Raw genomic sequence first — 24730 nt, forward strand, 5'->3', positions numbered from 1 at the left:
CAGAGCCAATGATCCCAAACGCATGTTCAATACCATGCATCTGCAAAACCTTAACAAAGGCCTCTTCCGTCGTCATCTTCATAGGGGTGTTCTCCAAGCAAGAGTGAGAAAACCGGGCACCGGGACCCGGGGGTTGATATGGTTTTGGCGTAAGGGTGCGACCTGCGTTAGGGCCAGACGCGTCTGCGGAATATGTCCAGTGCGATCTCAGGCAGACCGGATGGCATCCGCGATCAGTTCGACGCCGGGGCCTATGCGGTTGGTCGAAATTGAAGAGTACCCGAGGCGGTAGAAATTCTGCGGCCTGTCGGGCCCCGAGAAAAACGGAGCACCCGGTTCGATATGAACACCCTGGTTCTGCAGCTTTAGCGCAAGCTGCGTTGTGTTGACGTGCTCGGGGGCCGACATCCACATTGATGAGCCGCCCATTACGCCCCGTCCAGCCACTGTGAGCCCGCTTTCTTCGATGGCTTTGTCCATCGCATCGCGCCGCTCTTGCAGGGCTTTCGACATACGTCGGATCTGCGCGTCGTAATGGCCCAATGACAGAAAATACGCTGCCGTGCGTTGAATATGACCCGGCGGGTGGCGCAGGACCAACGAGCGAAGAGCACGAGCTTCGCGGATGAAAGGCTCGGATCCGACCATGTATCCAAGCCGCAATCCCGGAAACAGCGACTTGGAAAAACTGCCGACGTAAATCACGCGCCCATCCCGATCCATGGACTTGAGTGCAGGCGAAGGTGCGCTGCGAAAGGCCATTTCGAATTCATAGTCGTCCTCGACAACCATTGCATCCAGATCGCGTGCCCGATCCAGTAGCTTGTTGCGGCGGTCGATCGGCATCGTCGCGGTTGTCGGGCTTTGATGGCTGGGGGTGGTAAAGATGACATCCGCTTCGTCGGGGATCGCTTCTGGTGGCAAGCCGTCGCGATCGACGCTCAGGGGGGTCACAGCGCAATCCCAGTGGTTCAAAAGGCTTCGCAGCGCGTAGTAGCAGGGATCTTCGATTACGGCCGTGCGTTTGTGTGTCAGCAAGATGCGTGAGGCCAGCCAAAGCGCGTTCTGCGCGCCCAGGGTGATCAAGATCTCTTCGGGGCGGGCGACGATACCACGGCGCGGCAGGGTGTGGCGCGCGATGAATTCGATTAGCAACGGATCATCCTGATCCACGTAATCCCCTGTCAGCGAATCGAAGTCTTTGTGCCCCAATGCGCGAACCGCGCATAATCTCCAGTTGGCGTGATCAAACAGGGTTCGGTCGGCCTGACCGTAGATGAACGGATAGCGGTATTCGCGCCAATTGCTGGGTTTCGGCAGGACGTCGCTGTCCAGAAAGCGGCGCGCCAATGCCCTGTCCCAGTCGACAGATTCCGTGCCGCGCTGCACGGGCGAGTATTTGGGCGGAACCGGTGCGTTTTGCGAGACGTAATATCCTGACCTTCCCTTTGCCGTCAGATAATCATTTGCCAGCAACTCGGTATAGGCCAGCGTCACCGTGATGCGGCTGACACCTAGATGTGCGGCCAGCTTTCGCGAGGATGGCAGTTTTTCCCCGACATGAAAGCGACCGGACAGAATGCCCTCGGCAATCATCTGCTGGATCTGGGCCTGCAACGTGCCCTGACCGTTAAGCTCAAGAAAGAATGTTTCGACCGATATCCCCATGCCTGCTTATAGGTTGGACTTAAGGCAGGGGCAATCTGGACTTACAGCGTCATGGAAAATTTTCCCAAGGTGGGTTGACCAGGGTTCTTTGTGAAACTACAAAACTAGAAATCTAGTTTAATGGAGGCAATCCATGTGGGAAACTGCTGCAGCCGGATTTTCCGCCATGGGCTCGGAAGCCCGGCTGAAAGTCCTCAAGACACTGGTGCGGGCTGGTGAGGCCGGTCTGACCGTTGGCGAAATCCAGAACCGGACGGGGATTGCTCCGTCGACTTTGGCGCACCATCTGCGGTTTCTTGCAGCCGGAGGTGTGGTTGAACAGGAAAAGATCGGTCGCACCACGATTAACCGAGCCTGTTTTGATGAATTGAAGATGCTGGCGCAGTTTATTCTCAGTGAATGCTGCGCTGACGCGGTTGGAAAGGCGGCCAACGATGGCTGAATTGACGCAATCCCCCCGACTGACCGCCAAAGGCGCGATGGAGATGATCAAGACGCCCTGGGCATTGATCGCCGTCATTCTTGTGGCGGTGGCCGTTCTCGACCCCGGCAACCTGCGTGAGGTTGCGAGTTTTGCAGTCAGGGCCTTGGCGCATACAGGACAATATATCCTGTTTGCCGTGCTTCTGTTGTCATACCTCAAGGCAACCGGGGCTGAGGTGATGGTGGCGCGCGCATTTGAAGGGCGCGAGACCCGGATGATCTTTCTGGCCGCCCTGTTCGGCGGACTTGCACCATTTTGTTCTTGCGAAGTCATTCCCTTTATTGCGGGCTTGCTTGCACTCGGAGCGCCGCTGTCGGCCGTGATGGCGTTCTGGCTCAGCTCGCCGTTGATCGACCCGCCGACGCTTTTGATTACGGCTGCCGCGCTGGGATGGCCCTTTGCCATCGGTAAGGCGGTTGCCGCCGTTGCGCTTGGCCTGTTCGGCGGGTTCGCGGTTCGGTTACTGATGCGGCAGGGGGCATTTGCCCAGCCCTTGCGCGAATACAAACCTGCCGGGTGTTGCGGATGTGGTCCGAAAGCGGATGACAAGCCGGTCTGGAAGTTCTGGCAAGAGCCCGAGCGTCGCGTTCGGTTTCGTTCGGAATTCGTACACAACGGGCTGTTCCTGCTGAAGTGGCTGGCACTGGCCTATGTGCTCGAAGCTTTGTTGGTCAACTATGTGCCTGCGGACCTGATCGCTGGCGTCGTTGGCGGAGAAGGCGTGCTGCCGATCATCGTTGCTTCTCTGGTGGGGATGCCGGCCTATCTGAACTCTTACGTCGCGCCGCCGCTGCTGGCGGGTCTGATCGATCAGGGCATGACCGCGGGGGCTGCGATGTCGTTCATGGTTGCCGGTGCCGTCAGTTCCATACCGGCGATGGCCGCAGTCTGGTCATTGGTCAAACCGCGCGTGTTTGCGACTTACCTGAGCCTTGGTGTGGGGGGCGCAATAATCGCAGGCATCATCTTTCAGGTGGTATGAACGAAAAAGCCGCCCGGTGTCAGCATCGGGCGGCTTTTTCGTTGGATATCTCGATCAACCGGATTCGCAGAGACGGGGCAGTTTGAACCGATACCGGGCTTCGCCGCTTTTGACGTAAATGCGTTTTTCCACGCAGGCCGTCGTTCCAACGGTTTGTGAAATCTGCGACTCGGTCGACGTAATCGACGTGGCCGATCCATCGGGCAGGCGAACCGAGGCTACGACGCCGTTCTTCAGGTCCCCGTTCACCGGGGTTGCGGACAGAACCGGTACGATCAGGAAAGCCTCGTGTTCGTGTTCGCCTTCGTCCCCCAGCAGAAACAAGGTGGTGACGATGGCGATCATGACAACACCACCCGCCAGACCCAGCCCCCATGTCCTGAGAAAGGCGTAGATCGTTACGGCGCGGTGCGGGCCGAAAATCGCAGAAAGAATGCTCAGCATGACAAGTCCGTCAAAAAAGCCCCAGCCGTTCCGACCGGGGCTGATTGTCTGTTACAGACGAGGATCATCCTCGTCTTCATCATCCGCCCCGCCTTTGGGCAGGTTGAAGAAACTGTCGGCGTCGATGATAGGCTCGTCGTCTTTTTCATCCGACCGATCATCGGACAGCGAGAAGGTTTCCAGACCTTCGATCGCGGTCGGGATTTTCGGCGCAGCGTCCATTTCCAGCGACTGCTCGGTCGAAACCAGCTTGCGACGCTCGTCATCGCTCATCACGCCGCCTTCGGCCGCTTTCTTGGCAGCGGCCTTCTGCACGATCGCATCCAGTTCGGACTGTTTGCACAGGCCCAACGCAACCGGGTCGATCGGCTGCATGTTTGAGATGTTCCAGTGCGTGCGCTCGCGGATCGACTGGATGGTCGGCTTGGTGGTGCCAACCAGCTTGGCGATCTGGCCGTCGCTGAGTTCGGGGTGGAACTTGACCAGCCACAGGATCGAGTTCGGACGGTCCTGACGCTTGGACAGCGGGGTATACCGCGGGCCACGGCGCTTTTCTTCGCCGGATGCCGCCGGGTTGAACTTGAGCTTCAGCTTGTGCAGCGGGTTGTTCTGCGCGGCGTCGATCTCATCCTGAGTCAGCTGGTTGTTTGCGATCGGGTCAAAGCCCTTTACGCCTGCGGCCACATCGCCATCGGCGATGCCCTGCACTTCCAGTTCGTGCATCCCTACGAAATCCGCGATCTGCTTGAAGCTGATCGTGGTGTTGTCCACCAGCCATACGGCGGTTGCCTTGGCCATAAGCGGTTTTGCCATCAGCCCGTCTCCTATACATACATCTTTCCCGTCGCCGGAATTCGGCGGCCCCTTGGTCTTGGGGCAGGTTTCCGTTGTCGGGGAACTTGGCCCGTATATAGTCGCCACGCAGCAAGAAGGGAAGAGGCGAATGCGCTGGGTCGTATTGTGGGTCTTCAGCGCGATGACAGCGCTGGCCGAAGGTGAAAAAGCAGGTGAGTTCGACTATTACGTCCTGTCGCTTAGCTGGTCGCCCAACTGGTGCGCCCGTGAAGGGGACGCGCGCGGGTCAGACCAATGTGACGACCGGCACGACCACGGATGGATCCTGCACGGGCTCTGGCCGCAATTTCATCAGGGCTGGCCATCCTTCTGCCGCTCGCCCGAGGCGCCGCCAACACGCCGCATGACGCGGGAAATGGAAGATATTCAGGGTAGTGCGGGCCTTGCATGGCATCAGTGGAAGAAACACGGCACCTGTTCGGGGCTATCTGCGCCCGACTATTTCGCCCTGTCCCGGCGTGCCTATGACGCTGTCGAACGCCCGCAGGTCTTCCGCAAGCTGGACGCATCCGTCAAACTGCCGGCTTCGGTGGTCGAGGATGCGTTTTTGAAAGCCAATCCGGAACTGGAGCGCGATATGATCACGGTCACCTGCAAACAGGGCTATATCGAAGAGGTCCGCCTATGCCTGTCGCGCGACCTTGATCCGGTGCCATGCGGCCGCGATGTAATTCGCGACTGCACCGCCAAGGACGCGCTGTTCGATCCGATTCGCTAGAGCTTCTTGTTCTGGCAGTCCCGCGCATAGTCCAGCGCCTTGGCGGTGCCTTTCAGATCAATCGCCATCACCACCTCGCCTGCGGGATTGTAAACCGTCATCGTCTTGTTCTGGGCAATCGCGGTGACGAAATTCCGGTCGGTAAAAAACACCGTCGCACCCGGCACTTTGCGTTCATTGAACCCGATAGCGGTGGCATCAAAGCTCTTGCCGTCCAGTTCGAACCGGATGGGATAGCTTTTGCCTTGTTCAATATTGCCCCAGGCCTTGTTGTAAACGGCGAAGTACCCGCGATTACCCAGTGCGTCATAGCCCAGCCGCACGACCGAGAGGTCCTGATAGACCGTCTGGATCAGACACCCGTTCCCAAGCGCCGGGTCCATCATGATGTTCCAGCCTTCGACAAAGCCCTTGTCGACCAGTTCCTGCGACAGGGCAGCGGTTGCGGAGAAGGCGGCGAGGGTGAAGGCGAGAAGTCGGGTCACAATTGGTCTCCAGTATTGAGTAACTTGTTTGCCGCAACCCTATTTGACGTGCTGGACCAAACAAAGGGGCCATCTGCCTTAGAAATTACTAATTTTCTTTTGATCCTACCCGCTCAGATTTACATTTGCTAAAATGAAATCCAAAGCCATTTGTTCCGATCAATGCCTCTCGATACTTTGACGATACAATACTGGATGTCAGCATTCAAAAGTCTATTTGTAGCTTGTTTCTTAACCTCTTCGGTCATTCTGGACAGGGCGGTGTTCGCTGAAGTCAGCGGCAAGTTCCAATTTGACGCCGAATCCTACTGCGAAACGCATGGATGTAAGAAAGGCCCATCACTTTTTGATCCGCAAATCTTGGATCATGAGTGGCAACCTTTTGAAAGCTCAGACCTGTTGGTTTGGGGCGCGGACGTTTGTCTCGGGTATTTTCTGACCAAAGATGAGAGCGCGTGGAATGGCGGCATGACAGAAGACAAAGTTGGCGACAAACATGGGATCTATGTAGTCTTAGGCAATTTCTTGGCGCGGATTCACATCTTCGACTGGCCACCCATAGATGCCGCCAGCCCATATTCCGAATATGGGGTTTTTCAGTGCGAAACTACGAGCCGGCCTGAATACAAGCTGGACGCCGAGCGCAGCACAGAACTCAAAAAGTGGGTCGAGTTCAGGCTGACAAAGGAGGAAGGATGGGTCGGAAGCATCGAAAGCTTCACCGGGTACCTGAAAGGACTATTTAGGAGTGATGCTCTCGGCCTAACGATTCATTTCGAAAACTACAGTGGAGCGCGCGTCCGGTTTGAAGCGGACTATTGGGGGCCGCCGGTGCTGATTGACGAAACTGATGGGCTTTATTGATGTGCTAGTGTCTACAACCGGCTACAATTCCTTTCGCGCCCTGAGCGCCGCCGTGATCGTTCCGTCATCCAGATAATCCAACTCTCCGCCGATGGGCACGCCTTGCGCCAGTGAGGTCAGGCGCACCTGGCCTTCCAGCTGATCGGCGATGTAATGGGCGGTGGTCTGGCCGTCGACAGTGGCGTTCAGGGCAAGGATCACTTCGGTGATCCCTTCGGCCAGGACCCGATCCCTGAGGCGAGGAATGCGCAGCTCGTCCGGGCCGATACCGTCCAGTGCAGACAGTGTGCCACCCAGCACGTGATAGCGGCCTTTGAAGACCCCTGACCGTTCCATCGCCCAAAGGTCGGCGACGTCCTCGACCACGCAGAGTTCGCCGGTCGCTCGGGCCTCGCTATTGCATATGTCACAGATATCCGTGGTGCCCACATTGCCGCAACTCAGGCATTCGCGGGCGGTGATGGCCACTTGCTGCATGGCGTCTGACAGGGGCGTCAGCAGCAGAGCGCGTTTGCGGATCAGGTGCAGCACCGCGCGGCGGGCCGAGCGCGGGCCCAACCCCGGCAGTTTGGCCATCAGGTCGATCAGATTGTCGATTTCGCTGTTCGTGCCCATGGCCTGTCCTGCTTTGCGCCGGAGGGAGCCTCCGGCGGGAGTATTTGGGAAAAGATGAAGCTCAGAATGGTAGCTTGATGTCTTTGGGTAGGCCCATGCTTTCGGTCAGCTTGCCCATCTCTTCCTGTGAACGTTCGGCAGCTTTGGCCTGAGCGTCCTTGATGGCGGCCAGGATCAGGTCTTCGACCACTTCCTTGTCGTCGCCGTTGAAGATCGACGGGTCGATGTCCAGCCCCTTGAGTTCACCCTTGGCTGTGGCCGTTGCCTTGACCAGCCCCGCACCGGATTCGCCGACAACCATCATGTTGTTCAGCTCTTCCTGCATTTCGGTCATCTTGGTTTGCAGGTCTTGTGCGGATTTCATCATCTTGGCCATGTCGCCCAGTCCGCCAAGCCCGCCGAGTCCTTTCAGCATCAGTCGTCTCCTGTGTTTCTGTTTGGTTCTAAATACGGACCGCAGGCAGGCGGCACAAGAGGTCTCCCGCCTGTCCTGATCAGAGCGTCGCCGACCGATCAGTCATGCGCCTGCATTCCCACCCTCAGTTGTATCGTGGAGGGGCGTGAGTATGCCGGTTTCTTGAAACTTGGACCCACAAGCTTAGGGCTAATCCTCTTCGAAGGGGTCCCATTCATCTTCGACCTCGGGAAGGGCCTCGGTCTCAACCTTGGCGGCGCGCTGCTCCGGTGTTTCGATCCGAATGATCTTTGCCTTGGGGAATTGCGTCAGCACGGCCTGAACCAGCGGGTGTTCTTCGGCCTCGGCTTTCAGGGCAAGTTCGGCCCGGTCCCGTACTTCCGCAATGGTCGCCGCATCTCCGTCCGAGACAATGGAGACGGCCCACCGATTGCCGGTCCATCGTTGCAGGGCAGAGCCCAATCGCGACGCCAAATCCGACGGTGCCTGAGGCGTCGGGGTGAATTCGATCCGGCCGGGCTGATACGACACAAGGCGCACGCCGCTTTCCACCTCGACAAGCAGTTTCACATCGCGGTTTGTGCGGATCAGTTCCACCACATGCCCGAAGGTTGGATAGCGGGCCAGGGCCGTCTGTGCATCCTGCGACAGTGCGGCAACCGGTGCGCCACCCGCTCCGCGCGGGGGCGATGTATAAGCAGGCGGCGGGGTCGCGTTGGATTGCGTTGCCACCGGGGCCTGTCGCGACATTGACATGCCTCCGCCCGGCCCGCCGGGAGGCGGAGGTGGGGTGTCTTGCAGCCGTTTGATCAGTTCTTCGGGGCTGGGCAAATCAGCGACATGCGTCAGCCGGATAACGGCCATCTCGGCGGCCATCATCGCGTTGGGCGCCGCAGAGACTTCCTCCAGCGCCTTCAGCAGCATTTGCCACATCCGGGTCAGAACCCGCATCGGCAAAGCCTCGGCCATGTGCTGGCCCCGTGTGCGTTCGTCGGGGGAAACCGTCGGGTCTTCGGCCGCGTCAGGTGTGATCTTTACGACGGACACCCAATGCGTGATTTCGGCCAGATCGCGCAGCACGGCCAGAGGGTCCGCGCCTTCCGCATATTGCCCGCTCAGTTCAGTAAGCGCCCCTGCCGCGTCACCGCGCAGGATCATGTCCATCAGGTCCAGAACCCGACCACGATCCGCCAGACCCAGCATCGCACGGACCTGATCCGCCGTCGTCTCTCCGGCCCCGTGCGAGATTGCCTGATCCAGCAATGAGGTCGCGTCGCGGGCCGACCCTTCTGCAGCGCGGGTGATCAACGCCAGCGCATCGTCGGCGATCTGCGCGCTCTCGGCCCCGGCGATCTTGCGCAGCAGGCCGATCATGTCTTCGGGCTCGATCCGGCGCAGGTCAAAGCGCTGACACCGCGACAGAACCGTGACCGGCACTTTGCGAATCTCGGTGGTCGCGAAGATGAATTTCACATGTGCGGGCGGTTCCTCGAGCGTCTTGAGCAGCGCGTTGAATGCGCTGGTCGAGAGCATGTGAACCTCGTCGATGATGTAGATCTTGTAGCGTGCACTGGCGGCGCGATAGCGGACACTGTCGATGATCTCGCGGATATCGTTGACGCCGGTACGGCTGGCCGCATCCATTTCCATCACATCGACATGGCGACCTTCCATGATTGCGACGCAATGCTCGCACTGACCGCAAGGCTCGGTTGTCGGTCCTCCGGTTCCATCCGGTCCGATGCAGTTCATGCCTTTGGCGATGATCCGCGCCGTGGTGGTTTTTCCCGTTCCGCGAATGCCGGTCATGATAAAGGCCTGCGCAATCCGGTCGGCCTCGAAGGCGTTTTTTAGGGTGCGCACCATAGCATCTTGACCCACCAGGTCGGCAAAGGTTTCCGGGCGGTATTTGCGGGCGAGAACCTGATAGGCGGGGCTTGGCGTGTCTGTCATGTCTTCTCGCTCGGATTCGGTGCTTCGGCACAGCGTAGTGGCGGCGGCACTCCGCGTCCACTGTGGGGCGTGATGATTTTTTGTTTCAGAAACGGGCTGGTTTCCAACTAAACTGGTCCAGCGGATTTAATGACTCATTTCTTAAAGAGTACCTTGGGGGAGGACGCACTTCATGTCGCAGCTGGTCATTTTTGCTCTGCAGGTCGGAGGCGGAACGCTTGCCCTTACTTCAATGCCCGGGCGTGGCGGGGATTACGTCGGCGATCTGGATATGATTGCGGCTTGGAAACCGGGCCTTGTGATTTCAATGACGACGGATGTTGAAATGCTTCAGGATGGCGCGCAGCACTTTGGCAGCGACATCCAAAGCCGTGCCAGCCGGTGGGTTCACCTGCCGATCGAAGATTTTGGAGCACCGACGCAGGCGGTTCAGAAGGCCTGGCCAGAGGTCAGCGCCACGGCCCGACATGCGCTGTCGGGCGGTGGCCGGGTTCTTGTGCATTGCCGTGGGGGGTGCGGCAGATCCGGGATGATTGTTCTGCGACTGATGGTTGAATGCGGTGAACGCGCCAGCGACGCACTGGACCGCCTGCGGGCCGTGCGCCCCTGCGCTGTCGAAACCGATGCGCAGCTGGCCTGGGCGTCCCGGATCACCCCGGCACAGGTGGAAGTGGGATCAAGCTGACAGCTGCTGGGGTGCGTAGCCGGTTTTCCGGGGCCGGATCGTTGAAACCTCGATCATGGCGCAAGGCGGGTTCGCGACAATGCCCGAGGGCAGCGTGCTGAATGTAGGTCCGAAGATCAAATCGGCATAGGCATCAAGGTCCCGAATTGCCGTATCAGGGTGCGCCCCGCAGAAAACGCGAACGCTGTCGGATCGCGCTCGGATCGTTGCCATGCACCCTTCCGCGCAATGTGACAGCGCGCTGTTGCCTTCAAATTCGAAATCTTCGCTGGTGGCCGAAACCGCCTGCGCCATGGCTTCGGAAATCGAGCGGGCCAGTCGCGCCAAAGCCGGGCAGGTATTGCCCGTCCGCTGGCACACAGTTGCGCTGTATTCGTGTGACTTTGTCTTCCAGATCATCCTGCGCCCTCCGCGCGTGGTGGGCTGGATATTGGGGCAGGTGGGACAGCATCTCGCTGTCAGGACCTGCCCGGACACCCCGCCCGAGTTTCGGTTTCAGTTCCGATGGCAGGTCTCCTGACTTGCGGGTCATTGCTCTGCCGACCTTCCCAGCCCGTGGGCCAGTGGTATTTCGGCATTGCTTACCGCTTACAGTTGCGGGGGCAGTCGCGGACTTGGTTGATATCTGTGTGACCAGACAAACCGCACCGTGTTCCCTTTTCATCCCGACCTCTTGTGGGGGCCGGAAACCATCACACAACCGCTAGCGCCTGATCGCGTTCCGAGTCAAGCCGATCTTTAGGCCGGACGTTTGGTCATGCTGGATGCGGTTTACGTTCCGGCTTAGTTTCGTCGGCATCGAAGGCAGGCAAACCATTGTTTCAGCGAAAGCCGGGGATCATGTTGGATACGGAACAGACGGTGTTGATCGAAGATTTCCGCTTTCCGTCAGGGTCCGTGACCTTGTCGGCGCGGCTGTACCGGCCAGTGGGTGAGCCGGAAACCGTTGTCGTACTTAACAGTGCCACGGGTGTGCCGCGTGACTATTATCAACACTTTGCGCGATGGCTGGCTACCGAGCGGGGGATAGCTTGCCTGACCTATGACTATCGGGACTACGGGCTTTCTTTGGTCGGCCGCCTGAAAGACGCAACTGCAACAATGGCGGATTGGGCGTTGATCGACATGCCAGCGGCACGGGCCGAAATGCGCAGGCGGTTTCCAAAGGCGCAGCACTGGACCATCGGCCATTCGGTCGGTGCGATGCTGGGGCCGGTGCAGCCGGATATCGACCAGATCGACCGAATGATCGGTGTGTGTTCGGGACTGGTGACTTTGAAAGATCACCCATGGCCCTATCGGGGGTTGGCAGGGCTGTTCTGGTATGGCCATGCACCGCTGATGGTGCGGGCACTTGGCTATCTACCCGGCAAAGCAATCGGGTTTGGTTCGGACCTGCCCGCCTCGGTCTACTGGCAATGGCGCAAATGGTGTACAGCCCCTCTTAGCTACGTTCCCGAGATCGGGCAGAATTTGCCTGATGCGCATTGGGGCAGTTCTGGAACACCAGTGGATCTGTTCACGTTCGAAGATGACCAGATGGCTCCGCCCGAGGCGGTTTGGCGCCTTGCTGATTTGTATGGCCCCGAGGCCAGACGCCACCTTCTGAAGCCTGCTGAATTCGGACTGCCGGAAATAGGCCATATCGGAGCATTTGCCCGTCGCAATGCAGCGGTCTGGCCGCGCCTGATCGCCTGATCAGACGCGACGCAGGTTTTCCTAACACCTTGCAGTTATGGCCGTTTGCGAAGCTTCTTGTCCTGCATGACACCGCGCACCATCTTGCCGAACGCCTTGTCCCGCGCCCGCGATTGGGCAACGGTTTCCGAGTTTCGCTGATCTTCACGCCGCAGCTTGCGCCAACGGTCCAGCCGGGTCGGGTCAAGTGCGCCTTCGCCGATTGCGTTCTGCACGGCACAGCCGGGCTCGGTCTCGTGCTGACAATCCGAAAAGCGACAGCTTTGGCCAAGCTCCGTGATGTCCGAGAACACGTTGTCGATCCCGTCCTGAGCGTCCAGCAAACGCAGTGCGCGCATTCCCGGCGTATCGATCAGCCAGCCACCGTTACCCATCCGGTGCAACGCGCGCACCGTTGTCGTGTGTCTGCCCCGTGCGTCGTCTTCGCGAATTTCAGACGTGGCGAGGTTTTGATCCGTCATGGCGTTGCTGAGCGTCGTTTTACCTACGCCCGACGACCCGACCAGCGCGCCGGTCTGGCCTTTGGGGCACCATGCCAGAACCTTTTCGACATCTGCCGGGTCCAGCGCATTGACCGCCAGCACCGACAGAAAAGGGTCCAGAGATTGCACTTGTCCCGAGAAACTGCCGGGGTCATCCGACTGGTCAGCTTTCGTCAGGACAACGACCGGATAACATCCGGCCTGATGCGCCAGCGCCAGATAACGTTCCAGCCGGGGAAGGTTGAAGTCCGCATTGCACGAGCTGACGATGAACAAAACATCGACATTGGCGGCAATCAGTTGGGTTGCGGCACCTGTACCGGCAGCTCTGCGTTGCAGCAGGCTGCGCCGGTCCAAAAGGTGGCGCACGCGGTTTTCGGCGTCCGCAAGAACCCAATCCCCGACGGCATATGAACCGGTCGGATTATCCGGTGTCCGCAAAGGGATTTCACCATCCGGGCTCAGCCCGATCAGACGGTCCCGATGAACGGAGGCGACGCGAAAGGGCGTGTCGGAAGGAAAAGCCGCGTGTTGCGCGGCAAAGTGAGAGGACCATCCCAGGTCCGAAAGCGTATAAGACATTTATCTGCCTGTTTTCAGAAACAGCAATGCCAACGGATGGCAATCGCGCATCCGCAGGTCGTGTGTTCAGGCAGTCCGGTGATTCCGGTGAATCAGAACCAGTCTGCCCGAAGGGTTTTCACTACAATCATAAAGCCCTCCTGCGGCTGTGGTTCACGAAGTGAGAGGTTGGACATCGACCCAAGCGGGGCTCGTTGTGGCTGCTTCCTTCCGGACCTGACCAGGTTGGCGAGGCGCTCGCCCGCGCCAACCTCTCGAGTCCGAGATATAGGGAAGGCATCGGGAAAAGACAACCCATCAGAGCGTCAGGCGAATGCGTTCAAATCCCCTGCCATCCGAGCCCAGCGACACGGGATCGAACCTGTGCAACTCATCCAGATATTTCAGGGCACCCGGACCTGTGCGAAGAATTGTTGTCACGCCCCGTTGCGGCATCAGCGAGAACGGGTAGGGCTGCGTGGCGATCGGGTCGGGCGGAAGGTGCTGCGCCAGGTAAACCTGCACAAGGTCCTTGATGCTCAGCGGTGGCAGGCTGATCAGCTCAGACGTTGTCGCATGCGGGAAATGCCCGCCTCCGCTGGCGCGGTAATTGTTCAGCGCCATAACGAACATCTGCTCCGGTCGTACGGGACGGCCTGCATATGTCAGATCGCTGATCCGCTTTTGGTCGGGGCGGATTATTTTCCCCTGCGCATCGTAACGAGGCGGCCGCGTGGGATCGATCTGATAAGACAGTCCAAACACGATGTCGAAATTGTATCCGGCCCGTTCAGGGTTGATCAGCTCGGGTTCGGAACCGGGCTTTAACTGGTTGAATACGCTGGCCGACATCTCCAACCAGTCCAGCAAATGCGCGCCGCTGATCCGGATTGCACGCAACTCGTTGGGAAACACATGCAGATCCGCGACATGGCGCAAACATATTTCTCCGGCGGGTACCTCGGTATAATGGCGCGGGCCTGAGCGTCCGCCGGATTTGGCAGGCGAAACAACCGACAAAATCGGCAGATCCGCTAGGTCTGGTCCCTGCAAAAACGGGCGCAGTGCGGCGGCTTGCGCCGCAGCTACAAGGGTCAGCCCGCGATCCGGCGCACAGCAACTGAAATAGCTGTGCAATGTATCCGGGATATGTGCCACCGGTGCGGCAACGGATTGACGGGTCATACGATGTGCCACCTCACACAAGCCCGCAATTTCACTGTCTTCCCCGACGGCTGTGCCGTTGCTGATAACCGGGCGCAGTTCGACGCAGCAATCCCGGATTTGCACTTTGCCGTCCGGCCCGGCGGTCACGGCCAAATCGATAACCCCCAGGTAAGAGCCCGCTGATCCCGGCATGACAACGGGTGTTCCATGTACCAGCCCCGTCAGGTGATCGACCATCGGGGTATTGGCATGGCCCTCTCCTGGAAGTGTCAGGTGAGTGTGCCCGGCCACAATGGCATCGATGCCTTTGATCGCGGCCAAGGGTATCACGGCGTTTTCCATCCCTGCCACCGGTTCGTTGCCCCCAAGGCCGGAATGAGCAAGCGCCACGATGATATCACACCCCTCGTCGCGCAATGTCTGCGTCAGGGACTTTGCCGCAACCAGGATATCCTCGACGACGATATCGTCATCCAGATTATGCGCCTCCCAACAGGCCGTTTGCGGCGGAAGAACCGAGAAGATGCCGATGCGAACGGGAATGTCTTCACCGTTCAAAGATACAGTGCGGTCCAGAACGGTGTATCGCTGCCAGAGCTGTGGGCCGCGCGTGCGATACAGGTTGCTGCAAACGACCGGACAGGGGGCTTGCGTCAGGATGTTGCCCAATGACACCAGCCCGAACCCGAAATCATGGTTGCCCAGCCCGATCGCGTCATAATCCAGGGCTTCGAACGCCTTCATCATCGGATGGGCAGTGCCACTCTTTGCCGCCCAATCGCCCATTGGGGTTCCCTGCAACGAATCCCCGTTGTCAAACATCAGCACCAGCGCGCGTTCGGCCTCTTGTCGGGCAGCGCGGATCAGGCTGGCAGTGCGCGTTAATCCAATCGTCTGGTCTGGCGTGTCGGTGTAATAGTCAAAACCGGTCAGGTTCATATGCAGGTCGGTTGTGGCCAGAATGCGAATTTTCCCAATGTCACCAATGGGCTGTACCTGCGTCGAGGAGGGGATCTTCACTTTGAGTATTCTGCTATTGAATGTGTGTATTGATTAAATCCATCAAAATTCACTCTAGATGATTTTTCCGAGGCCACCATGCGGCTTTTCAGCGGCAGGGTGGTGGATTTTCTATCCCTGAATAGCCATTGCAACACGGGCTGAGACGTGGCAGCCCTGTGCGCAAGACCAAAAGGAAATCCAATGAAAAACGCAGAGCAGGTAACCTTCGGGGGTTCGGGCCTTGATCGGGCGGCGCAGTATCGCGGAGATGCGGACAAGCTGGCCGAGGCGATGCACAACCCGGCCGCCCGCTGTGTCTTGCTGTGGCGTGGAAAACTGCTGGTACAGGGTGAGGGGCTGGACCAGCTTGCCATGATCCCGATGACGCACCCGCTGATTAGCAATGGTCCCGGCGGCGTCATTGAATCCCCGGTGTTTTTGAGTCTGAGCGCTGACAGCGCCCCCGTGTTTGCCGTTGATATTTCCGCATGGACAGCCGAGGGGCTGGATCTAACAGGTCTGGGCGCGTTCGTGGACAAGTCCGAACAACAGCACCCGGAGTTACCGCAAGGCCACGTGTTTGCCGAGCTGCGCCGGATCATGACACGGCTGTCGGCACGCGACGCGGAACTGGCGGCCACGTCTAAGGCAATAATCGGGTGGCATGAAACACATCGCTATTGCGCCCGATGCGGTGCCGCCAGCGAGGTGTCGCAGGGGGGATGGCAGCGCAGTTGCCCGTCCTGTGGCGGGCAGCACTTTCCGCGCACCGATCCGGTTGTGATCATGTTGATCACGCATGGAGACAGCGTGCTGATGGGCCGGTCTCCGGGTTGGCCTGATGGGATGTTTTCCTTGTTGGCGGGATTTGTTGAGCCCGGCGAAACACTTGAGGCAGCAGTGCGCCGCGAAGTGATGGAAGAGGCGGGCGTGCCGGTGGGTGCGGTTTCGTACCTGTCCAGTCAGCCCTGGCCATTTCCGGCCTCATTGATGTTTGGATGTGCGGGTGAGGCGCTGTCACGCGACATCGTGATCGACCCGGTCGAGATAGAAGAGGCGATGTGGGTCAGCAAATCCGAAATGATGCAGGCCTTTGCCGGTGATCATCCTAGGCTATTGCCAGCGCGCAAAGGGGCAATCGCTCATTTTCTGCTTCAGAACTGGCTTGCAGATACTCTGGACTGAGGAAACATTAGCTCAGCAATAAAACAGCAAAGGTCATTATGCAGTTTTCAGCGCGCGAAGATATCGAGGCCCCCATCCAATCGGTATTCGACATGGTGTCGGATTTTGAACGATTCGAGCGTATGGCAATGCGCCGTGGCATCGATGTGCGCCGTTTGGGCGGTGGCACAGCGGTGACGGCCGGAACCGAATGGAATACGGAGTTCAAGCTGCGCGGAAAGCCGCGTCAGATGTCGGTGGTGATGACGGATTTCGACAGGCCTTCGCAAATGCGATTTGACGCTGCCAGCAAGGGCATTACCGGGTTCACGACCGTGGATTTTCTGGCCCTGTCCCCGCGCCGGACGCGCCTGAGCGTAGAAATGTCACTCGCCGCCAAGTCCCTGCCGGCACGGTTGCTGTTGCAATCCATGAAGCTGGGGCAATCCAGATTTCGCAAACAGTTCCAGGTGCGTCTCAGCGAATTCGCACGCGAGTTGGAGCAAAGGTACCTGCATGGCGGGTAAGACACATGATCGCACGGCAGGTGCGATGGGCCCGGACCACCTGAGTTTCAAACCCGCATCCGAAAGCGATGCCGAAGGGGTCGCTGGCGTTCTTCACGATCTGGTCTTGGTTGGCAAGCGGCGCAAAGCCCACGATGTCGATTTTGCCCTAAGGCACTATGTTCGCCACCCGGATCAAATACGGTGTACAATCGCCACGGACCCGAATGGTCACGTGCTTGGGTTCCAATCCCTGAAATATGCGGTCGAAAACCACCCCTACGACGTGTCAGTCGGGTGGGGCGTGATTGGAACCCATATCCGACCATCAGCCGCCCGGCTTGGGATCGGGCGCGCACTTTTCGCGCACACTCTGGACGCGGCCCGCGCGCATAGTCTCCCTGCTATCGATGCAACAATTGGCGCAGGCAATACCGAAGGTCTGGCCTACTACGAAGCCATGGGTTTCCGGACCTACCGCACGCAAGATGGGTCTGTGTCAAAGGTCTACCGGATTAACCGCTAGAGAGCGACGATTCCAGGCGCAGCGGCGCGGGACATTGGGAGCCACCGGCATTGCAAACAGCTTCGAAAAACGGGCAACATCCAAACAAGCCCAAAGGAATACCGTCGCGAACCGTGATTATCCGCGCGGATGTGCTGCCGGATAGACGCCCAGAACTTCGACATTGGTCGTGAAATGCTCAAGCTCGTCCATGGCCAACTGCACGTTGCGGTCTTCGGGATGCCCGACAATATCCGCGTAAAACTGCGTCGCGGTGAAGGAGCCGTCGACCATATAGCTTTCCAGCTTTGTCATGTTGATCCCATTGGTGGCAAACCCGCCCATCGCTTTGTAAAGCGCGGCAGGGATGTTGCGGACCTGAAACACAAAGCTGGTGATCATCCCATGATCGCCCCGGCGGGACAAATCCGTTTCGCGCGACATAACAAGAAAGCGGGTCGTATTGTCGTCATTATCCTCGATATGGCGGGCCAGAACGTTCAGGTTATAGATCTCAGCGGCCAGCTCGCTGGCCAGCGCGGCTGAATGCGGATTGCCTTCCTCGGCCACTTCGCGGGCGGCGCGGGCGTTATCGGGGCTGACACGGCCGCGGATGCCGTGTTCCTTAAGGAAACCTGCACATTGCGGCAGCAGCACCAGATGCGAATGCGCCTCGGTTATGTCTTCCAGTTTTGCACCCGGCACGGCAAGAAGGTTGATGTGAACCCGGACAAAGGCCTCATCGATGATATGCAGCCCGCTGTGGGGTAACAGCCGGTGAATATCGGCCACCCGCCCATAGGTCGTGTTCTCGACCGGAAGCATTGCCAGATCCGCATCGCCTGAGCGGACCGATTCGATCACATCCTCGAAAGTGCGGCAGGGCAGGGCTTCCATATCTGGCCGAGCGTTGCGGCAAGCCTCGTGACTGTAGGCGCCGGGTTCCCCCTGAAAAGCAATGCGATTGGTCATTTGGTCGATTCCATGCAACAAGTTCGCGATTTGGTCGTTTCGTCGCGGTGTCTATACCTTGCCTCTCGCAAGGGGAAGCCTTAGACAGCTGCCCAGACAGCTGAAATGGACTCGCGATCAATGTTCGACACGATGACAGTAACCAAGGCCGCCGCAGGCCTGTTCGGCACATTCCTGGTGCTGCTTCTGGCCAAGTGGGGGGCGGATGTCCTCTATTCTTCCGGTGGCCATGGCTCGGCTGAGGCCGCCTACATTATCGAAACCGAAAGCTCAGGCGAAAGCGCCGACGGTGAAGAAGTGGTCTTTGAAGACCTGCTGGCCGCCGCAGACGTCGAGAGCGGCGCAAAAGTGTTCCGCAAATGCACCGCGTGCCACAAGCTGGAAGACGGCGCAAACGGCACCGGCCCTTACCTGTACGGTGTGGTTAATCGCCCCGTCGCCTCGGCCAACGGCTTCACCGGTTACTCGGCCGGTATGCAGGCGCATGGCGGCAACTGGACACCCGAAGCGCTGGATGCCTTCCTGACCAAGCCCGGCGGCTATATCTCGGGCACATCGATGAGCTTTGCCGGCCTGAAAAAGCCGCAGGATCGCGCCGACGTGATTGCCTATCTGCAGACAATCGGCAACTGATTGCCTGACCGATCAGAACCATTCAAAGCCGCTGCCGCAACGCAGCGGCTTTTTTGTCTGAAGAAACCTTCACAAAGTGCTCACGCATTCTAAACTTGAATCTGCACGTGCTGGCACTTTAGCTAGCGGTTACGACATTGACGGTGACAATGACCGAGAGGATGAGCAATATGATATCCCTGATGCCTGCTGCACGTGATCTTGAGGTAAGGCCATGGGTTGGCATTTTGGGGCTCTGCGCCGCTCTGATTGCTCCGCATGCAGCACAGGCGCTGGATGAAGGCGTCACCCGCAGTCACGGGTATTCGTATTTCGGAAATCTGGATTACCCGGCGGATTATTCGCATCTGAATTATGTGAATCCCAACGCCCCCAAGGGTGGCGAGCTTTCGCTGGCAGCCTCTGGAACGTTCGATTCTCTCAACCCCTATTCACGCAAAGGGCGCGCCGGTGCGCTGACCACATTGCAATATGACCGTCTGTTTGAAAGTACCGAAGACAGTGTCGGGCAGTATTACGGCGTAGTTGCGGAAAGTCTGGAATATGACGAAGGGCGCAATTTCGTCATTTTCCATTTGCGCCCCGAAGCAACTTTTTGGGATGGCACGCCTGTCACGGCGGAAGATGTTGTCTACAGCCACCGTTTGTTCATCGAACAGGGGCTGCCGTCTTATGCGCAGGCCGTTGGCCGTATGGTGACAGGAGCCGAGGCGTTGGATGACCATACCGTAAAATTTACCTTCAATCCCGAAGTCACCCGCCGCAGCCTGATCGAAACCGTCGGCTCAACTCCTGTTTTCTCAAAAGCATGGTTCGAGGCGGATGAGACACGGCGGCTGGATGAACCGCGGCTGGAAGTGGCGGTGGGCTCCGGCCCCTACAAGCTCGACAGCTACGACATCAATCGCCGCATCGTTTACAAACGCCGGGACGATTATTGGGGCAAGGACCTGCCTTTCAATGTCGGGCGCAACAACTTCGATACAATCCGGGTTGAGTATTTCGCCGATCAGACGGCAGCGTTCGAGGGTTTTAAGGCGGGTGAATACACATTCCGGATCGAAAGTGACCCTAAGCTTTGGGCGACCGGGTATGATTTCCCAAAGCTGGATGAAGGCACAGTTATTCGGGATGAGATCGCGGATGGCAGCCCGCCGACACCTTCGGGCTTTGTCTTCAACCTTGGAAAGCCGCAATTTGCCGACAAGAATGTTCGCAAGGCCCTGGCCCTGGCCTTCAATTTCGAATGGACGAACGAGTCATTGTTGTTCGGCCTTAACACGCCGCGGAATTCTTTCACGCAAGGAACCCCGATCGAGGCGCAAGGCCTGCCTGAAGGGGCGGAGCTGGCGTTCCTGCAGGCGCTTGGCGACGTTGTTCCCGAAGATGTCCTGACGGAACCCGCTGTTGTGGCGCACGAATCAAACCCTGCACGCCTGAATGACCGAAAAAACCTGCGCAAAGCTGCCAACATGCTGGATGAGGCAGGCTGGTCCGTCGGCGAAGGCAATATTCGTCGCAATGCCGAAGGGCAGACTTTGAAGGTGAATATTCCATATCCTTCAAACCTGCCGACCTCGACTGCAACGATGATCGAAACCTATGTCCAGAACCTGCAATCCATCGGGGTGGATGCCTCGACCGAGAAAGTGGATCCGGCGCAATACACGTTGCGCAGCCGCGAGCGGGATTATGACATGGTCTATTCCACGCGCTACGGATCGTTCTTGTCTACCGGGGGCGGTCTGAGCCAGATGTACGGATCGGAAGAAGCGGCCTTTAGCCTGTTCAATCCGGCAGGTCTGGCCAGCCCCTTGGTCGACGCAATCATCGAAGCGTCCTTTGAAACGGACAATCAGGCCGATCAGGACACGGCGTTGATGGCTTTGGATCGCGCCTTGCGGTACGAGTTTTTCGTAATCCCCGTGGGGTACATCGCAGAATACTGGACAGCATATTACGATATGTACGAATACCCGGAAAACCTGCCGCCCTATTCGCTGGGTTATCTTGATCTGTGGTGGATCAATCCGGAAAAACAGGCTGCGTTGAAAGCGAAAGGCGCGCTGCGATAACATGGGCGCCTATATACTAAGACGCTTATTGCTGATCATTCCGACCCTTCTGGGTATCATGATCGTCAACTTCACGCTGGTCCAGTTCGTACCTGGCGGGCCGGTCGAACAGATCATCGCGCAAATCGAAGGTCAGGGTGACGTGTTCGCCGGGTTCGCCGGTGGGGGCGATGCCGGAGCGGGTTCCGAACCGGCGGGCGGTGTCTTCGACGACAAATATGTCGGCGCACGCGGCCTTCCGCCCGAGTTTATTGCCGAACTTGAAAAAGAATTCGGCTTCGACAAGCCCCCGCTTGAACGGTTCGTGATCATGATGGGCAACTATCTGACGTTTGATTTCGGCGAGAGTTATTTCCGCTCGATCAGTGTGATCGACCTGGTGCTGGAAAAGATGCCGGTCTCGATCTCGCTGGGGCTGTGGTCGACCCTGATTGCCTATCTGGTCTCGATCCCGCTGGGTATTCGAAAGGCGGTCAAGGATGGATCGCAATTCGATACCTGGACAAGCGGGGCGATTATTGTGGCCTATGCCATTCCGGGCTTTCTGTTTGCGATCCTGCTGCTGGTGCTTTTTGCTGGCGGGTCATACTGGCAAATCTTCCCGCTGCGCGGCCTGACGTCGGACAATTGGGATAGCCTGAGTTTCTTTGGCAAGATCACGGATTATTTCTGGCACATAGCACTGCCGACGATTGCGCTGACGATATCTGCCTTTGCGACGCTGACCCTGCTGACCAAGAACTCGTTTCTGGATGAGATCAAGAAACAGTATGTCATGACCGCCCGTGCCAAAGGGCTGAGCGAGCGCAAGGTTCTCTATGGTCATGTCTTCCGCAACGCGATGCTGATCGTGATTGCAGGGTTCCCGGCCGTGTTCATCGGGGTGTTTTTTGGCGGGTCGATCATCATCGAGACGATCTTCTCGCTGGATGGTTTGGGCCGATTGGGGTTCGAGGCCGCCGTGGCCCGCGATTACCCGGTGATCTTCGGCACGCTGTTCATCTTCGGTCTGATGGGGCTGGTCGTTGGCATCATCAGCGACCTGATGTATGTGCTGGTCGACCCGCGCATCGATTTTGAAAAGCGGGAGGGGTAAATGGCTTTTTCCCCGCTAAACCAGCGCCGCTGGAGCAATTTCCGCCGCAACAGACGGGCCTTCTGGTCGCTGATCATCTTCGCGGTATTGTTCGGCCTGTCGTTGTTTGCCGAGTTCATCGCCAACGACAAACCCATCCTTGTAAAGTATCGGGGAGAGTACTTTACGCCGGTTTTCAACTTCTATGCCGAAACCGAATTTGGCGGTGATTTCCAGACCGAAGCGATCTATCGCGACCCCGAGGTTCAGTGCCTTATCGACAGCGGTGGATTGGAAGACTGTTTCGACGATCCCGAAGGCATCATCGAACAGATCGACGCCGGTACATTCCAGGCCGAGGGTTTTGAACGCGGCTGGTCGCTCTGGCCGTTGATCCCCTATTCCTTCAATACCTCGGTGGATCGGCCCGGCGCGGCGCCCCTGCCGCCCAACGGCCAGAACCTGCTGGGTACCGATGATACCAAGCGCGACGTGCTGGCCCGCGTGATTTACGGCTTTCGCCTTTCGATCCTGTTCACGCTGCTTGTGACGGGCGCGGCAAGCCTTATCGGGATTTTCGCAGGCGCCATACAAGGGTTCTTTGGTGGGTGGCTGGACCTGATCTTTCAGCGGATCATCGAGATCTGGTCCGCAACCCCGTCGCTTTATGTCATCATCATCATGTTTGCGGTGCTGGGGCGAAGTTTCTGGTTGCTGGTCGCGCTGATGATCCTGTTCAGCTGGACCGGGCTGGTTGGCGTGGTGCGCGCCGAGTTCTTGCGGGCGCGGAACCTTGAATATGTGCGCGCCGCGCGGGCGCTGGGCGTGGGCAACATGACGATCATGTTCCGCCATATGCTGCCCAATGCGATGGTGGCCACGCTGACCTTCATGCCGTTCATCGTCACCGGAACCATCGGCGGGCTGGCTTCGCTGGATTATCTGGGCTTTGGCCTGCCATCCTCGGCCCCCTCGCTGGGAGAGCTGACCTTGCAGGCCAAGCAGAACCTGCAGGCCCCATGGCTGGCCTTCACCGCCTTCTTCACCTTTGCCATCATGCTGTCGCTGCTGGTCTTCATATTCGAAGGCGTGCGCGATGCGTTTGATCCCAGAAAGACCTTCTCATGAGCTTGCTGGATGTGAAAAACCTCAAGGTCTCGTTCCGTCAGGATGGGCAGATCAACGCGGCGGTCAAAGGCGTGTCCTTCACCGTGGACCGCGGTGAAACCGTCGCGCTGGTGGGTGAATCCGGATCAGGAAAATCCGTGACGGCGTTATCGACCGTTTCCCTGCTGGGCGACAGCGCCTTGGTCGAAGGCTCGGTCACCTATGACGGGCAAGAGATGATTGGCGCCTCGGAACAGCGTCTGATGGATGTGCGGGGCAACGACATCAGCTTTATCTTTCAAGAGCCGATGACGTCGCTGAACCCTTTGCACACGATCCAGAAACAGATGGCTGAATCGCTGGCCCTGCATCAGGGTGTGGCTGGCGATGTGGCACGGGACAGGATTGTCGAATTGCTGACCAAGGTCGGTATCCGCGATCCTCAAGACCGGCTGGACAGCTATCCGCATCAGTTGTCAGGCGGTCAGCGGCAGCGGGTGATGATCGCCATGGCCCTTGCCAACAAACCGGACATCCTGATCGCGGATGAGCCGACAACGGCACTGGATGTGACCATTCAGGCGCAGATCCTCGAGCTGCTGGCTGAATTGCAGAAATCGGAAAACATGGGGATGCTTTTTATCACTCACGATCTGGGCATCGTGCGCCGCATCGCCGACCGGGTCTGTGTGATGAAAGACGGCGAGATTGTCGAGACCGGCGTGACGGCCGAGATATTCGAAAACCCGCAGCACCCCTATACCCGCAAACTACTGGCGGCAGAACCGTCGGGTCAGCCTGAACCCGTTGCCACAGATGCGGAAGAGGTCGCACGCACCGACCACCTTAAGGTCTGGTTCCCGATCCAGCGCGGGTTTCTGAAGCGCACTGTTGGATATGTGAAAGCGGTGAACGACGCGACCCTCAGCGTGCGCGCGGGTGAGACGTTGGGGATTGTTGGCGAAAGCGGATCAGGCAAGACCACACTGGCGCTGGCCATGATGCGGCTGATCGCGTCCGAGGGTGGCATCACCTTTCGCGATCAGGATGTGCGCAAATGGTCCACGCGGGAACTGCGCCGGTTGCGCAAGGACATGCAGATCGTATTTCAGGACCCGTTTGGCAGCCTCAGCCCGCGGATGACCTGTCAGCAGATCATTGCGGAAGGTCTGGCCATTCACAAAGTCGACCCGGACCGCGCGCCACGCGAACTTGTGGCCGAGGTGATGACCGAAGTGGGGCTTGATCCGGCAACGATGGATCGATACCCGCACGAGTTTTCCGGCGGTCAGCGTCAGCGCATCGCCATTGCCCGCGCGATGGTTCTGCGGCCCAAACTGCTGGTCTTGGACGAGCCAACCAGCGCGCTGGATATGACCGTTCAGGTTCAGATCGTCGATCTGCTGCGCAATCTGCAACAGAAATACGGGCTGGCCTATCTGTTCATCAGCCATGACCTGAAAGTGGTCCGTGCCATGTCGCACAACGTGATCGTCATGCGAAACGGCGATGTGGTCGAAATGGGCGCGGCAGAGGATTTGTTCGAAAACGCCCAGACCGACTATACCCGCGAGCTGATTGCAGCGGCGGGCTGAGAACAGCCCGCCCGGTGTCG

Annotated in this window: 25 protein-coding genes, 1 other RNA gene and 1 riboswitch; of the genes, 14 read left to right on the forward strand and 12 right to left on the reverse strand. The window is 58.5% G+C overall.

Annotated features, from left to right (window positions below; genetic code table 11):
• Window positions 1-207: 207 nt before the first annotated feature.
• A complete protein-coding gene (pdxR, locus tag ACR0J7_RS17830; RefSeq protein WP_267363605.1) occupies window positions 208-1668 on the reverse strand; it encodes a MocR-like pyridoxine biosynthesis transcription factor PdxR in 1461 nt (486 codons plus the stop codon).
• A 133-nt stretch (window positions 1669-1801) separates the two neighbouring features.
• Here pdxR and ACR0J7_RS17835 point away from each other — a divergent pair, with 133 nt between their 5' ends.
• Together ACR0J7_RS17835 and ACR0J7_RS17840 are read left to right on the forward strand one after the other, a co-directional pair.
• Window positions 1802-2110 (forward strand): ArsR/SmtB family transcription factor, encoded by a 309-nt coding sequence (locus ACR0J7_RS17835; RefSeq protein WP_480915159.1) that lies wholly within the window; start codon window positions 1802-1804, stop codon window positions 2108-2110.
• Window positions 2103-3134: a permease gene (locus ACR0J7_RS17840; RefSeq protein WP_480915161.1), complete on the forward strand. Its 1032-nt coding sequence runs from the start codon at window positions 2103-2105 to the stop codon at window positions 3132-3134. Before ACR0J7_RS17835 ends, ACR0J7_RS17840 begins: the two co-directional genes overlap by 8 nt.
• A 54-nt stretch (window positions 3135-3188) precedes the next feature.
• On the opposite strand, the gene ACR0J7_RS17845 is transcribed toward ACR0J7_RS17840, so the two are convergent.
• Window positions 3189-3578, reverse strand: coding sequence for a hypothetical protein (locus ACR0J7_RS17845; protein WP_267363610.1), 390 nt, complete (start codon window positions 3576-3578; stop codon window positions 3189-3191).
• A 51-nt stretch (window positions 3579-3629) separates the two neighbouring features.
• Entirely contained in the window at window positions 3630-4391 is a 762-nt protein-coding gene (locus ACR0J7_RS17850) for a DUF1013 domain-containing protein (protein ID WP_480484669.1), read from the reverse strand.
• A gap of 130 nt (window positions 4392-4521) precedes the next feature.
• Between ACR0J7_RS17850 and ACR0J7_RS17855 the strand changes: the two genes are divergently transcribed.
• Window positions 4522-5151 carry a ribonuclease T2 family protein gene (locus ACR0J7_RS17855; RefSeq protein ID WP_480488860.1) on the forward strand — a complete coding sequence of 210 codons (630 nt, stop codon included), beginning with the start codon at window positions 4522-4524 and terminating at the stop codon, window positions 5149-5151.
• Here ACR0J7_RS17855 and ACR0J7_RS17860 read toward each other — a convergent pair.
• On the reverse strand, window positions 5148-5636 hold the full coding sequence (locus ACR0J7_RS17860; protein ID WP_480900838.1) for a hypothetical protein: 489 nt from the start codon (window positions 5634-5636) through the stop codon (window positions 5148-5150). The two genes, ACR0J7_RS17855 and ACR0J7_RS17860, sit on opposite strands and share 4 nt — an antisense overlap.
• A gap of 195 nt (window positions 5637-5831) precedes the next feature.
• Between ACR0J7_RS17860 and ACR0J7_RS17865 the strand changes: the two genes are divergently transcribed.
• A complete protein-coding gene (locus tag ACR0J7_RS17865) occupies window positions 5832-6500 on the forward strand; it encodes a hypothetical protein (RefSeq protein WP_480915163.1) in 669 nt (222 codons plus the stop codon).
• A gap of 21 nt (window positions 6501-6521) precedes the next feature.
• Here ACR0J7_RS17865 and recR read toward each other — a convergent pair whose 3' ends face one another.
• The 3 genes from recR to ACR0J7_RS17880 all read right to left on the reverse strand — a co-directional run bounded on the left by recR (window position 6522) and on the right by ACR0J7_RS17880 (window position 9483).
• Window positions 6522-7115 (reverse strand): recombination mediator RecR, encoded by a 594-nt coding sequence (gene recR, locus ACR0J7_RS17870; protein WP_480915165.1) that lies wholly within the window; start codon window positions 7113-7115, stop codon window positions 6522-6524.
• Between the two features lie 61 nt (window positions 7116-7176).
• Window positions 7177-7530 (reverse strand): YbaB/EbfC family nucleoid-associated protein, encoded by a 354-nt coding sequence (locus ACR0J7_RS17875; RefSeq protein WP_209507712.1) that lies wholly within the window; start codon window positions 7528-7530, stop codon window positions 7177-7179.
• Window positions 7531-7719: 189 nt separating this feature from the next.
• On the reverse strand, window positions 7720-9483 hold the full coding sequence (locus ACR0J7_RS17880; RefSeq protein WP_480508551.1) for a DNA polymerase III subunit gamma/tau: 1764 nt from the start codon (window positions 9481-9483) through the stop codon (window positions 7720-7722).
• Window positions 9484-9655: 172 nt separating this feature from the next.
• Between ACR0J7_RS17880 and ACR0J7_RS17885 the strand changes: the two genes are divergently transcribed.
• Entirely contained in the window at window positions 9656-10168 is a 513-nt protein-coding gene (locus tag ACR0J7_RS17885) for a protein-tyrosine phosphatase family protein (protein WP_480488864.1), read from the forward strand.
• On the opposite strand, the gene ACR0J7_RS17890 is transcribed toward ACR0J7_RS17885, so the two are convergent.
• Entirely contained in the window at window positions 10160-10567 is a 408-nt protein-coding gene (locus ACR0J7_RS17890; protein ID WP_480484675.1) for a hypothetical protein, read from the reverse strand. The two genes, ACR0J7_RS17885 and ACR0J7_RS17890, sit on opposite strands and share 9 nt — an antisense overlap.
• A gap of 90 nt (window positions 10568-10657) precedes the next feature.
• Window positions 10658-10876, reverse strand: a riboswitch (cobalamin riboswitch).
• Between the two features lie 132 nt (window positions 10877-11008).
• On the opposite strand from ACR0J7_RS17890, the gene ACR0J7_RS17895 reads away from it, so the two are divergent.
• Window positions 11009-11866: an alpha/beta hydrolase family protein gene (locus ACR0J7_RS17895; RefSeq protein WP_480915167.1), complete on the forward strand. Its 858-nt coding sequence runs from the start codon at window positions 11009-11011 to the stop codon at window positions 11864-11866.
• Between the two features lie 35 nt (window positions 11867-11901).
• Here the strand turns inward: ACR0J7_RS17895 and rsgA are convergent, their stop codons facing one another.
• The 3 genes from rsgA to ACR0J7_RS17910 form a co-directional block, all read right to left on the reverse strand.
• Window positions 11902-12930 (reverse strand): ribosome small subunit-dependent GTPase A, encoded by a 1029-nt coding sequence (gene rsgA, locus ACR0J7_RS17900; protein ID WP_480774312.1) that lies wholly within the window; start codon window positions 12928-12930, stop codon window positions 11902-11904.
• A gap of 158 nt (window positions 12931-13088) precedes the next feature.
• Window positions 13089-13187: signal recognition particle sRNA small type (gene ffs / locus ACR0J7_RS17905), an RNA gene on the reverse strand.
• 40 nt (window positions 13188-13227) lie between these two features.
• A complete protein-coding gene (locus ACR0J7_RS17910) occupies window positions 13228-15096 on the reverse strand; it encodes a bifunctional 2',3'-cyclic-nucleotide 2'-phosphodiesterase/3'-nucleotidase (protein ID WP_480915169.1) in 1869 nt (622 codons plus the stop codon).
• 183 nt (window positions 15097-15279) lie between these two features.
• Here ACR0J7_RS17910 and nudC point away from each other — a divergent pair, with 183 nt between their 5' ends.
• From nudC to ACR0J7_RS17925, 3 genes are read left to right on the forward strand one after another with little or no spacing between them, the layout of a single operon-like run.
• A complete protein-coding gene (gene nudC / locus ACR0J7_RS17915) occupies window positions 15280-16263 on the forward strand; it encodes an NAD(+) diphosphatase (protein WP_480484679.1) in 984 nt (327 codons plus the stop codon).
• A 38-nt stretch (window positions 16264-16301) separates the two neighbouring features.
• The gene (locus ACR0J7_RS17920; RefSeq protein ID WP_480484680.1) at window positions 16302-16769 is read left to right on the forward strand and encodes an SRPBCC family protein; all 468 of its coding nucleotides are present in this window, start codon (window positions 16302-16304) and stop codon (window positions 16767-16769) included.
• Window positions 16759-17274 (forward strand): N-acetyltransferase family protein, encoded by a 516-nt coding sequence (locus tag ACR0J7_RS17925; protein WP_480547351.1) that lies wholly within the window; start codon window positions 16759-16761, stop codon window positions 17272-17274. Before ACR0J7_RS17920 ends, ACR0J7_RS17925 begins: the two co-directional genes overlap by 11 nt.
• A gap of 117 nt (window positions 17275-17391) precedes the next feature.
• Here the strand turns inward: ACR0J7_RS17925 and ACR0J7_RS17930 are convergent, their stop codons facing one another.
• Window positions 17392-18225, reverse strand: coding sequence for a prephenate dehydratase (locus ACR0J7_RS17930; protein ID WP_480915171.1), 834 nt, complete (start codon window positions 18223-18225; stop codon window positions 17392-17394).
• A 120-nt stretch (window positions 18226-18345) separates the two neighbouring features.
• Here ACR0J7_RS17930 and ACR0J7_RS17935 point away from each other — a divergent pair, with 120 nt between their 5' ends.
• From ACR0J7_RS17935 to ACR0J7_RS17955, 5 genes are all read left to right on the forward strand, one after another.
• A complete protein-coding gene (locus ACR0J7_RS17935) occupies window positions 18346-18858 on the forward strand; it encodes a c-type cytochrome (RefSeq protein ID WP_480538875.1) in 513 nt (170 codons plus the stop codon).
• Window positions 18859-19028: 170 nt separating this feature from the next.
• The gene (locus ACR0J7_RS17940) at window positions 19029-20933 is read left to right on the forward strand and encodes an extracellular solute-binding protein (RefSeq protein ID WP_480560560.1); all 1905 of its coding nucleotides are present in this window, start codon (window positions 19029-19031) and stop codon (window positions 20931-20933) included.
• A gap of 1 nt (window position 20934) precedes the next feature.
• Window positions 20935-22029: a microcin C ABC transporter permease YejB gene (locus ACR0J7_RS17945; protein WP_267363536.1), complete on the forward strand. Its 1095-nt coding sequence runs from the start codon at window positions 20935-20937 to the stop codon at window positions 22027-22029.
• Window positions 22030-23136: an ABC transporter permease gene (locus tag ACR0J7_RS17950; RefSeq protein ID WP_480488877.1), complete on the forward strand. Its 1107-nt coding sequence runs from the start codon at window positions 22030-22032 to the stop codon at window positions 23134-23136.
• A complete protein-coding gene (locus ACR0J7_RS17955) occupies window positions 23133-24710 on the forward strand; it encodes an ABC transporter ATP-binding protein (protein ID WP_480915172.1) in 1578 nt (525 codons plus the stop codon). The genes ACR0J7_RS17950 and ACR0J7_RS17955 overlap by 4 nt, the downstream gene beginning before the upstream one ends.
• Window positions 24711-24730 lie beyond the last annotated feature (20 nt).

The sequence above is a fragment of the Ruegeria sp. O4 genome (genome assembly GCF_056535125.1).

Bases quoted from the DNA above. Each gene is read 5' to 3' on its own strand.
- pdxR (WP_267363605.1), bottom strand. From the start codon at position 1,668: ATGGGGATATCGGTCGAAACATTCTTTCTTGAGCTTAACGGTCAGGGC.
- ACR0J7_RS17835 (WP_480915159.1), top strand. From the start codon at position 1,802: ATGTGGGAAACTGCTGCAGCCGGATTTTCCGCCATGGGCTCGGAAGCC.
- ACR0J7_RS17840 (WP_480915161.1), top strand. From the start codon at position 2,103: ATGGCTGAATTGACGCAATCCCCCCGACTGACCGCCAAAGGCGCGATG.
- ACR0J7_RS17845 (WP_267363610.1), bottom strand. From the start codon at position 3,578: ATGCTGAGCATTCTTTCTGCGATTTTCGGCCCGCACCGCGCCGTAACG.
- ACR0J7_RS17850 (WP_480484669.1), bottom strand. From the start codon at position 4,391: ATGGCAAAACCGCTTATGGCCAAGGCAACCGCCGTATGGCTGGTGGAC.
- ACR0J7_RS17855 (WP_480488860.1), top strand. From the start codon at position 4,522: ATGCGCTGGGTCGTATTGTGGGTCTTCAGCGCGATGACAGCGCTGGCC.
- ACR0J7_RS17865 (WP_480915163.1), top strand. From the start codon at position 5,832: ATGTCAGCATTCAAAAGTCTATTTGTAGCTTGTTTCTTAACCTCTTCG.
- recR (WP_480915165.1), bottom strand. From the start codon at position 7,115: ATGGGCACGAACAGCGAAATCGACAATCTGATCGACCTGATGGCCAAA.
- ACR0J7_RS17875 (WP_209507712.1), bottom strand. From the start codon at position 7,530: ATGCTGAAAGGACTCGGCGGGCTTGGCGGACTGGGCGACATGGCCAAG.
- ACR0J7_RS17880 (WP_480508551.1), bottom strand. From the start codon at position 9,483: ATGACAGACACGCCAAGCCCCGCCTATCAGGTTCTCGCCCGCAAATAC.
- ACR0J7_RS17885 (WP_480488864.1), top strand. From the start codon at position 9,656: ATGTCGCAGCTGGTCATTTTTGCTCTGCAGGTCGGAGGCGGAACGCTT.
- ACR0J7_RS17890 (WP_480484675.1), bottom strand. From the start codon at position 10,567: ATGATCTGGAAGACAAAGTCACACGAATACAGCGCAACTGTGTGCCAG.
- ACR0J7_RS17895 (WP_480915167.1), top strand. From the start codon at position 11,009: ATGTTGGATACGGAACAGACGGTGTTGATCGAAGATTTCCGCTTTCCG.
- rsgA (WP_480774312.1), bottom strand. From the start codon at position 12,930: ATGTCTTATACGCTTTCGGACCTGGGATGGTCCTCTCACTTTGCCGCG.
- nudC (WP_480484679.1), top strand. From the start codon at position 15,280: ATGAAAAACGCAGAGCAGGTAACCTTCGGGGGTTCGGGCCTTGATCGG.
- ACR0J7_RS17920 (WP_480484680.1), top strand. From the start codon at position 16,302: ATGCAGTTTTCAGCGCGCGAAGATATCGAGGCCCCCATCCAATCGGTA.
- ACR0J7_RS17925 (WP_480547351.1), top strand. From the start codon at position 16,759: ATGGCGGGTAAGACACATGATCGCACGGCAGGTGCGATGGGCCCGGAC.
- ACR0J7_RS17930 (WP_480915171.1), bottom strand. From the start codon at position 18,225: ATGACCAATCGCATTGCTTTTCAGGGGGAACCCGGCGCCTACAGTCAC.
- ACR0J7_RS17935 (WP_480538875.1), top strand. From the start codon at position 18,346: ATGTTCGACACGATGACAGTAACCAAGGCCGCCGCAGGCCTGTTCGGC.
- ACR0J7_RS17940 (WP_480560560.1), top strand. From the start codon at position 19,029: ATGATATCCCTGATGCCTGCTGCACGTGATCTTGAGGTAAGGCCATGG.
- ACR0J7_RS17945 (WP_267363536.1), top strand. From the start codon at position 20,935: ATGGGCGCCTATATACTAAGACGCTTATTGCTGATCATTCCGACCCTT.
- ACR0J7_RS17950 (WP_480488877.1), top strand. From the start codon at position 22,030: ATGGCTTTTTCCCCGCTAAACCAGCGCCGCTGGAGCAATTTCCGCCGC.
- ACR0J7_RS17955 (WP_480915172.1), top strand. From the start codon at position 23,133: ATGAGCTTGCTGGATGTGAAAAACCTCAAGGTCTCGTTCCGTCAGGAT.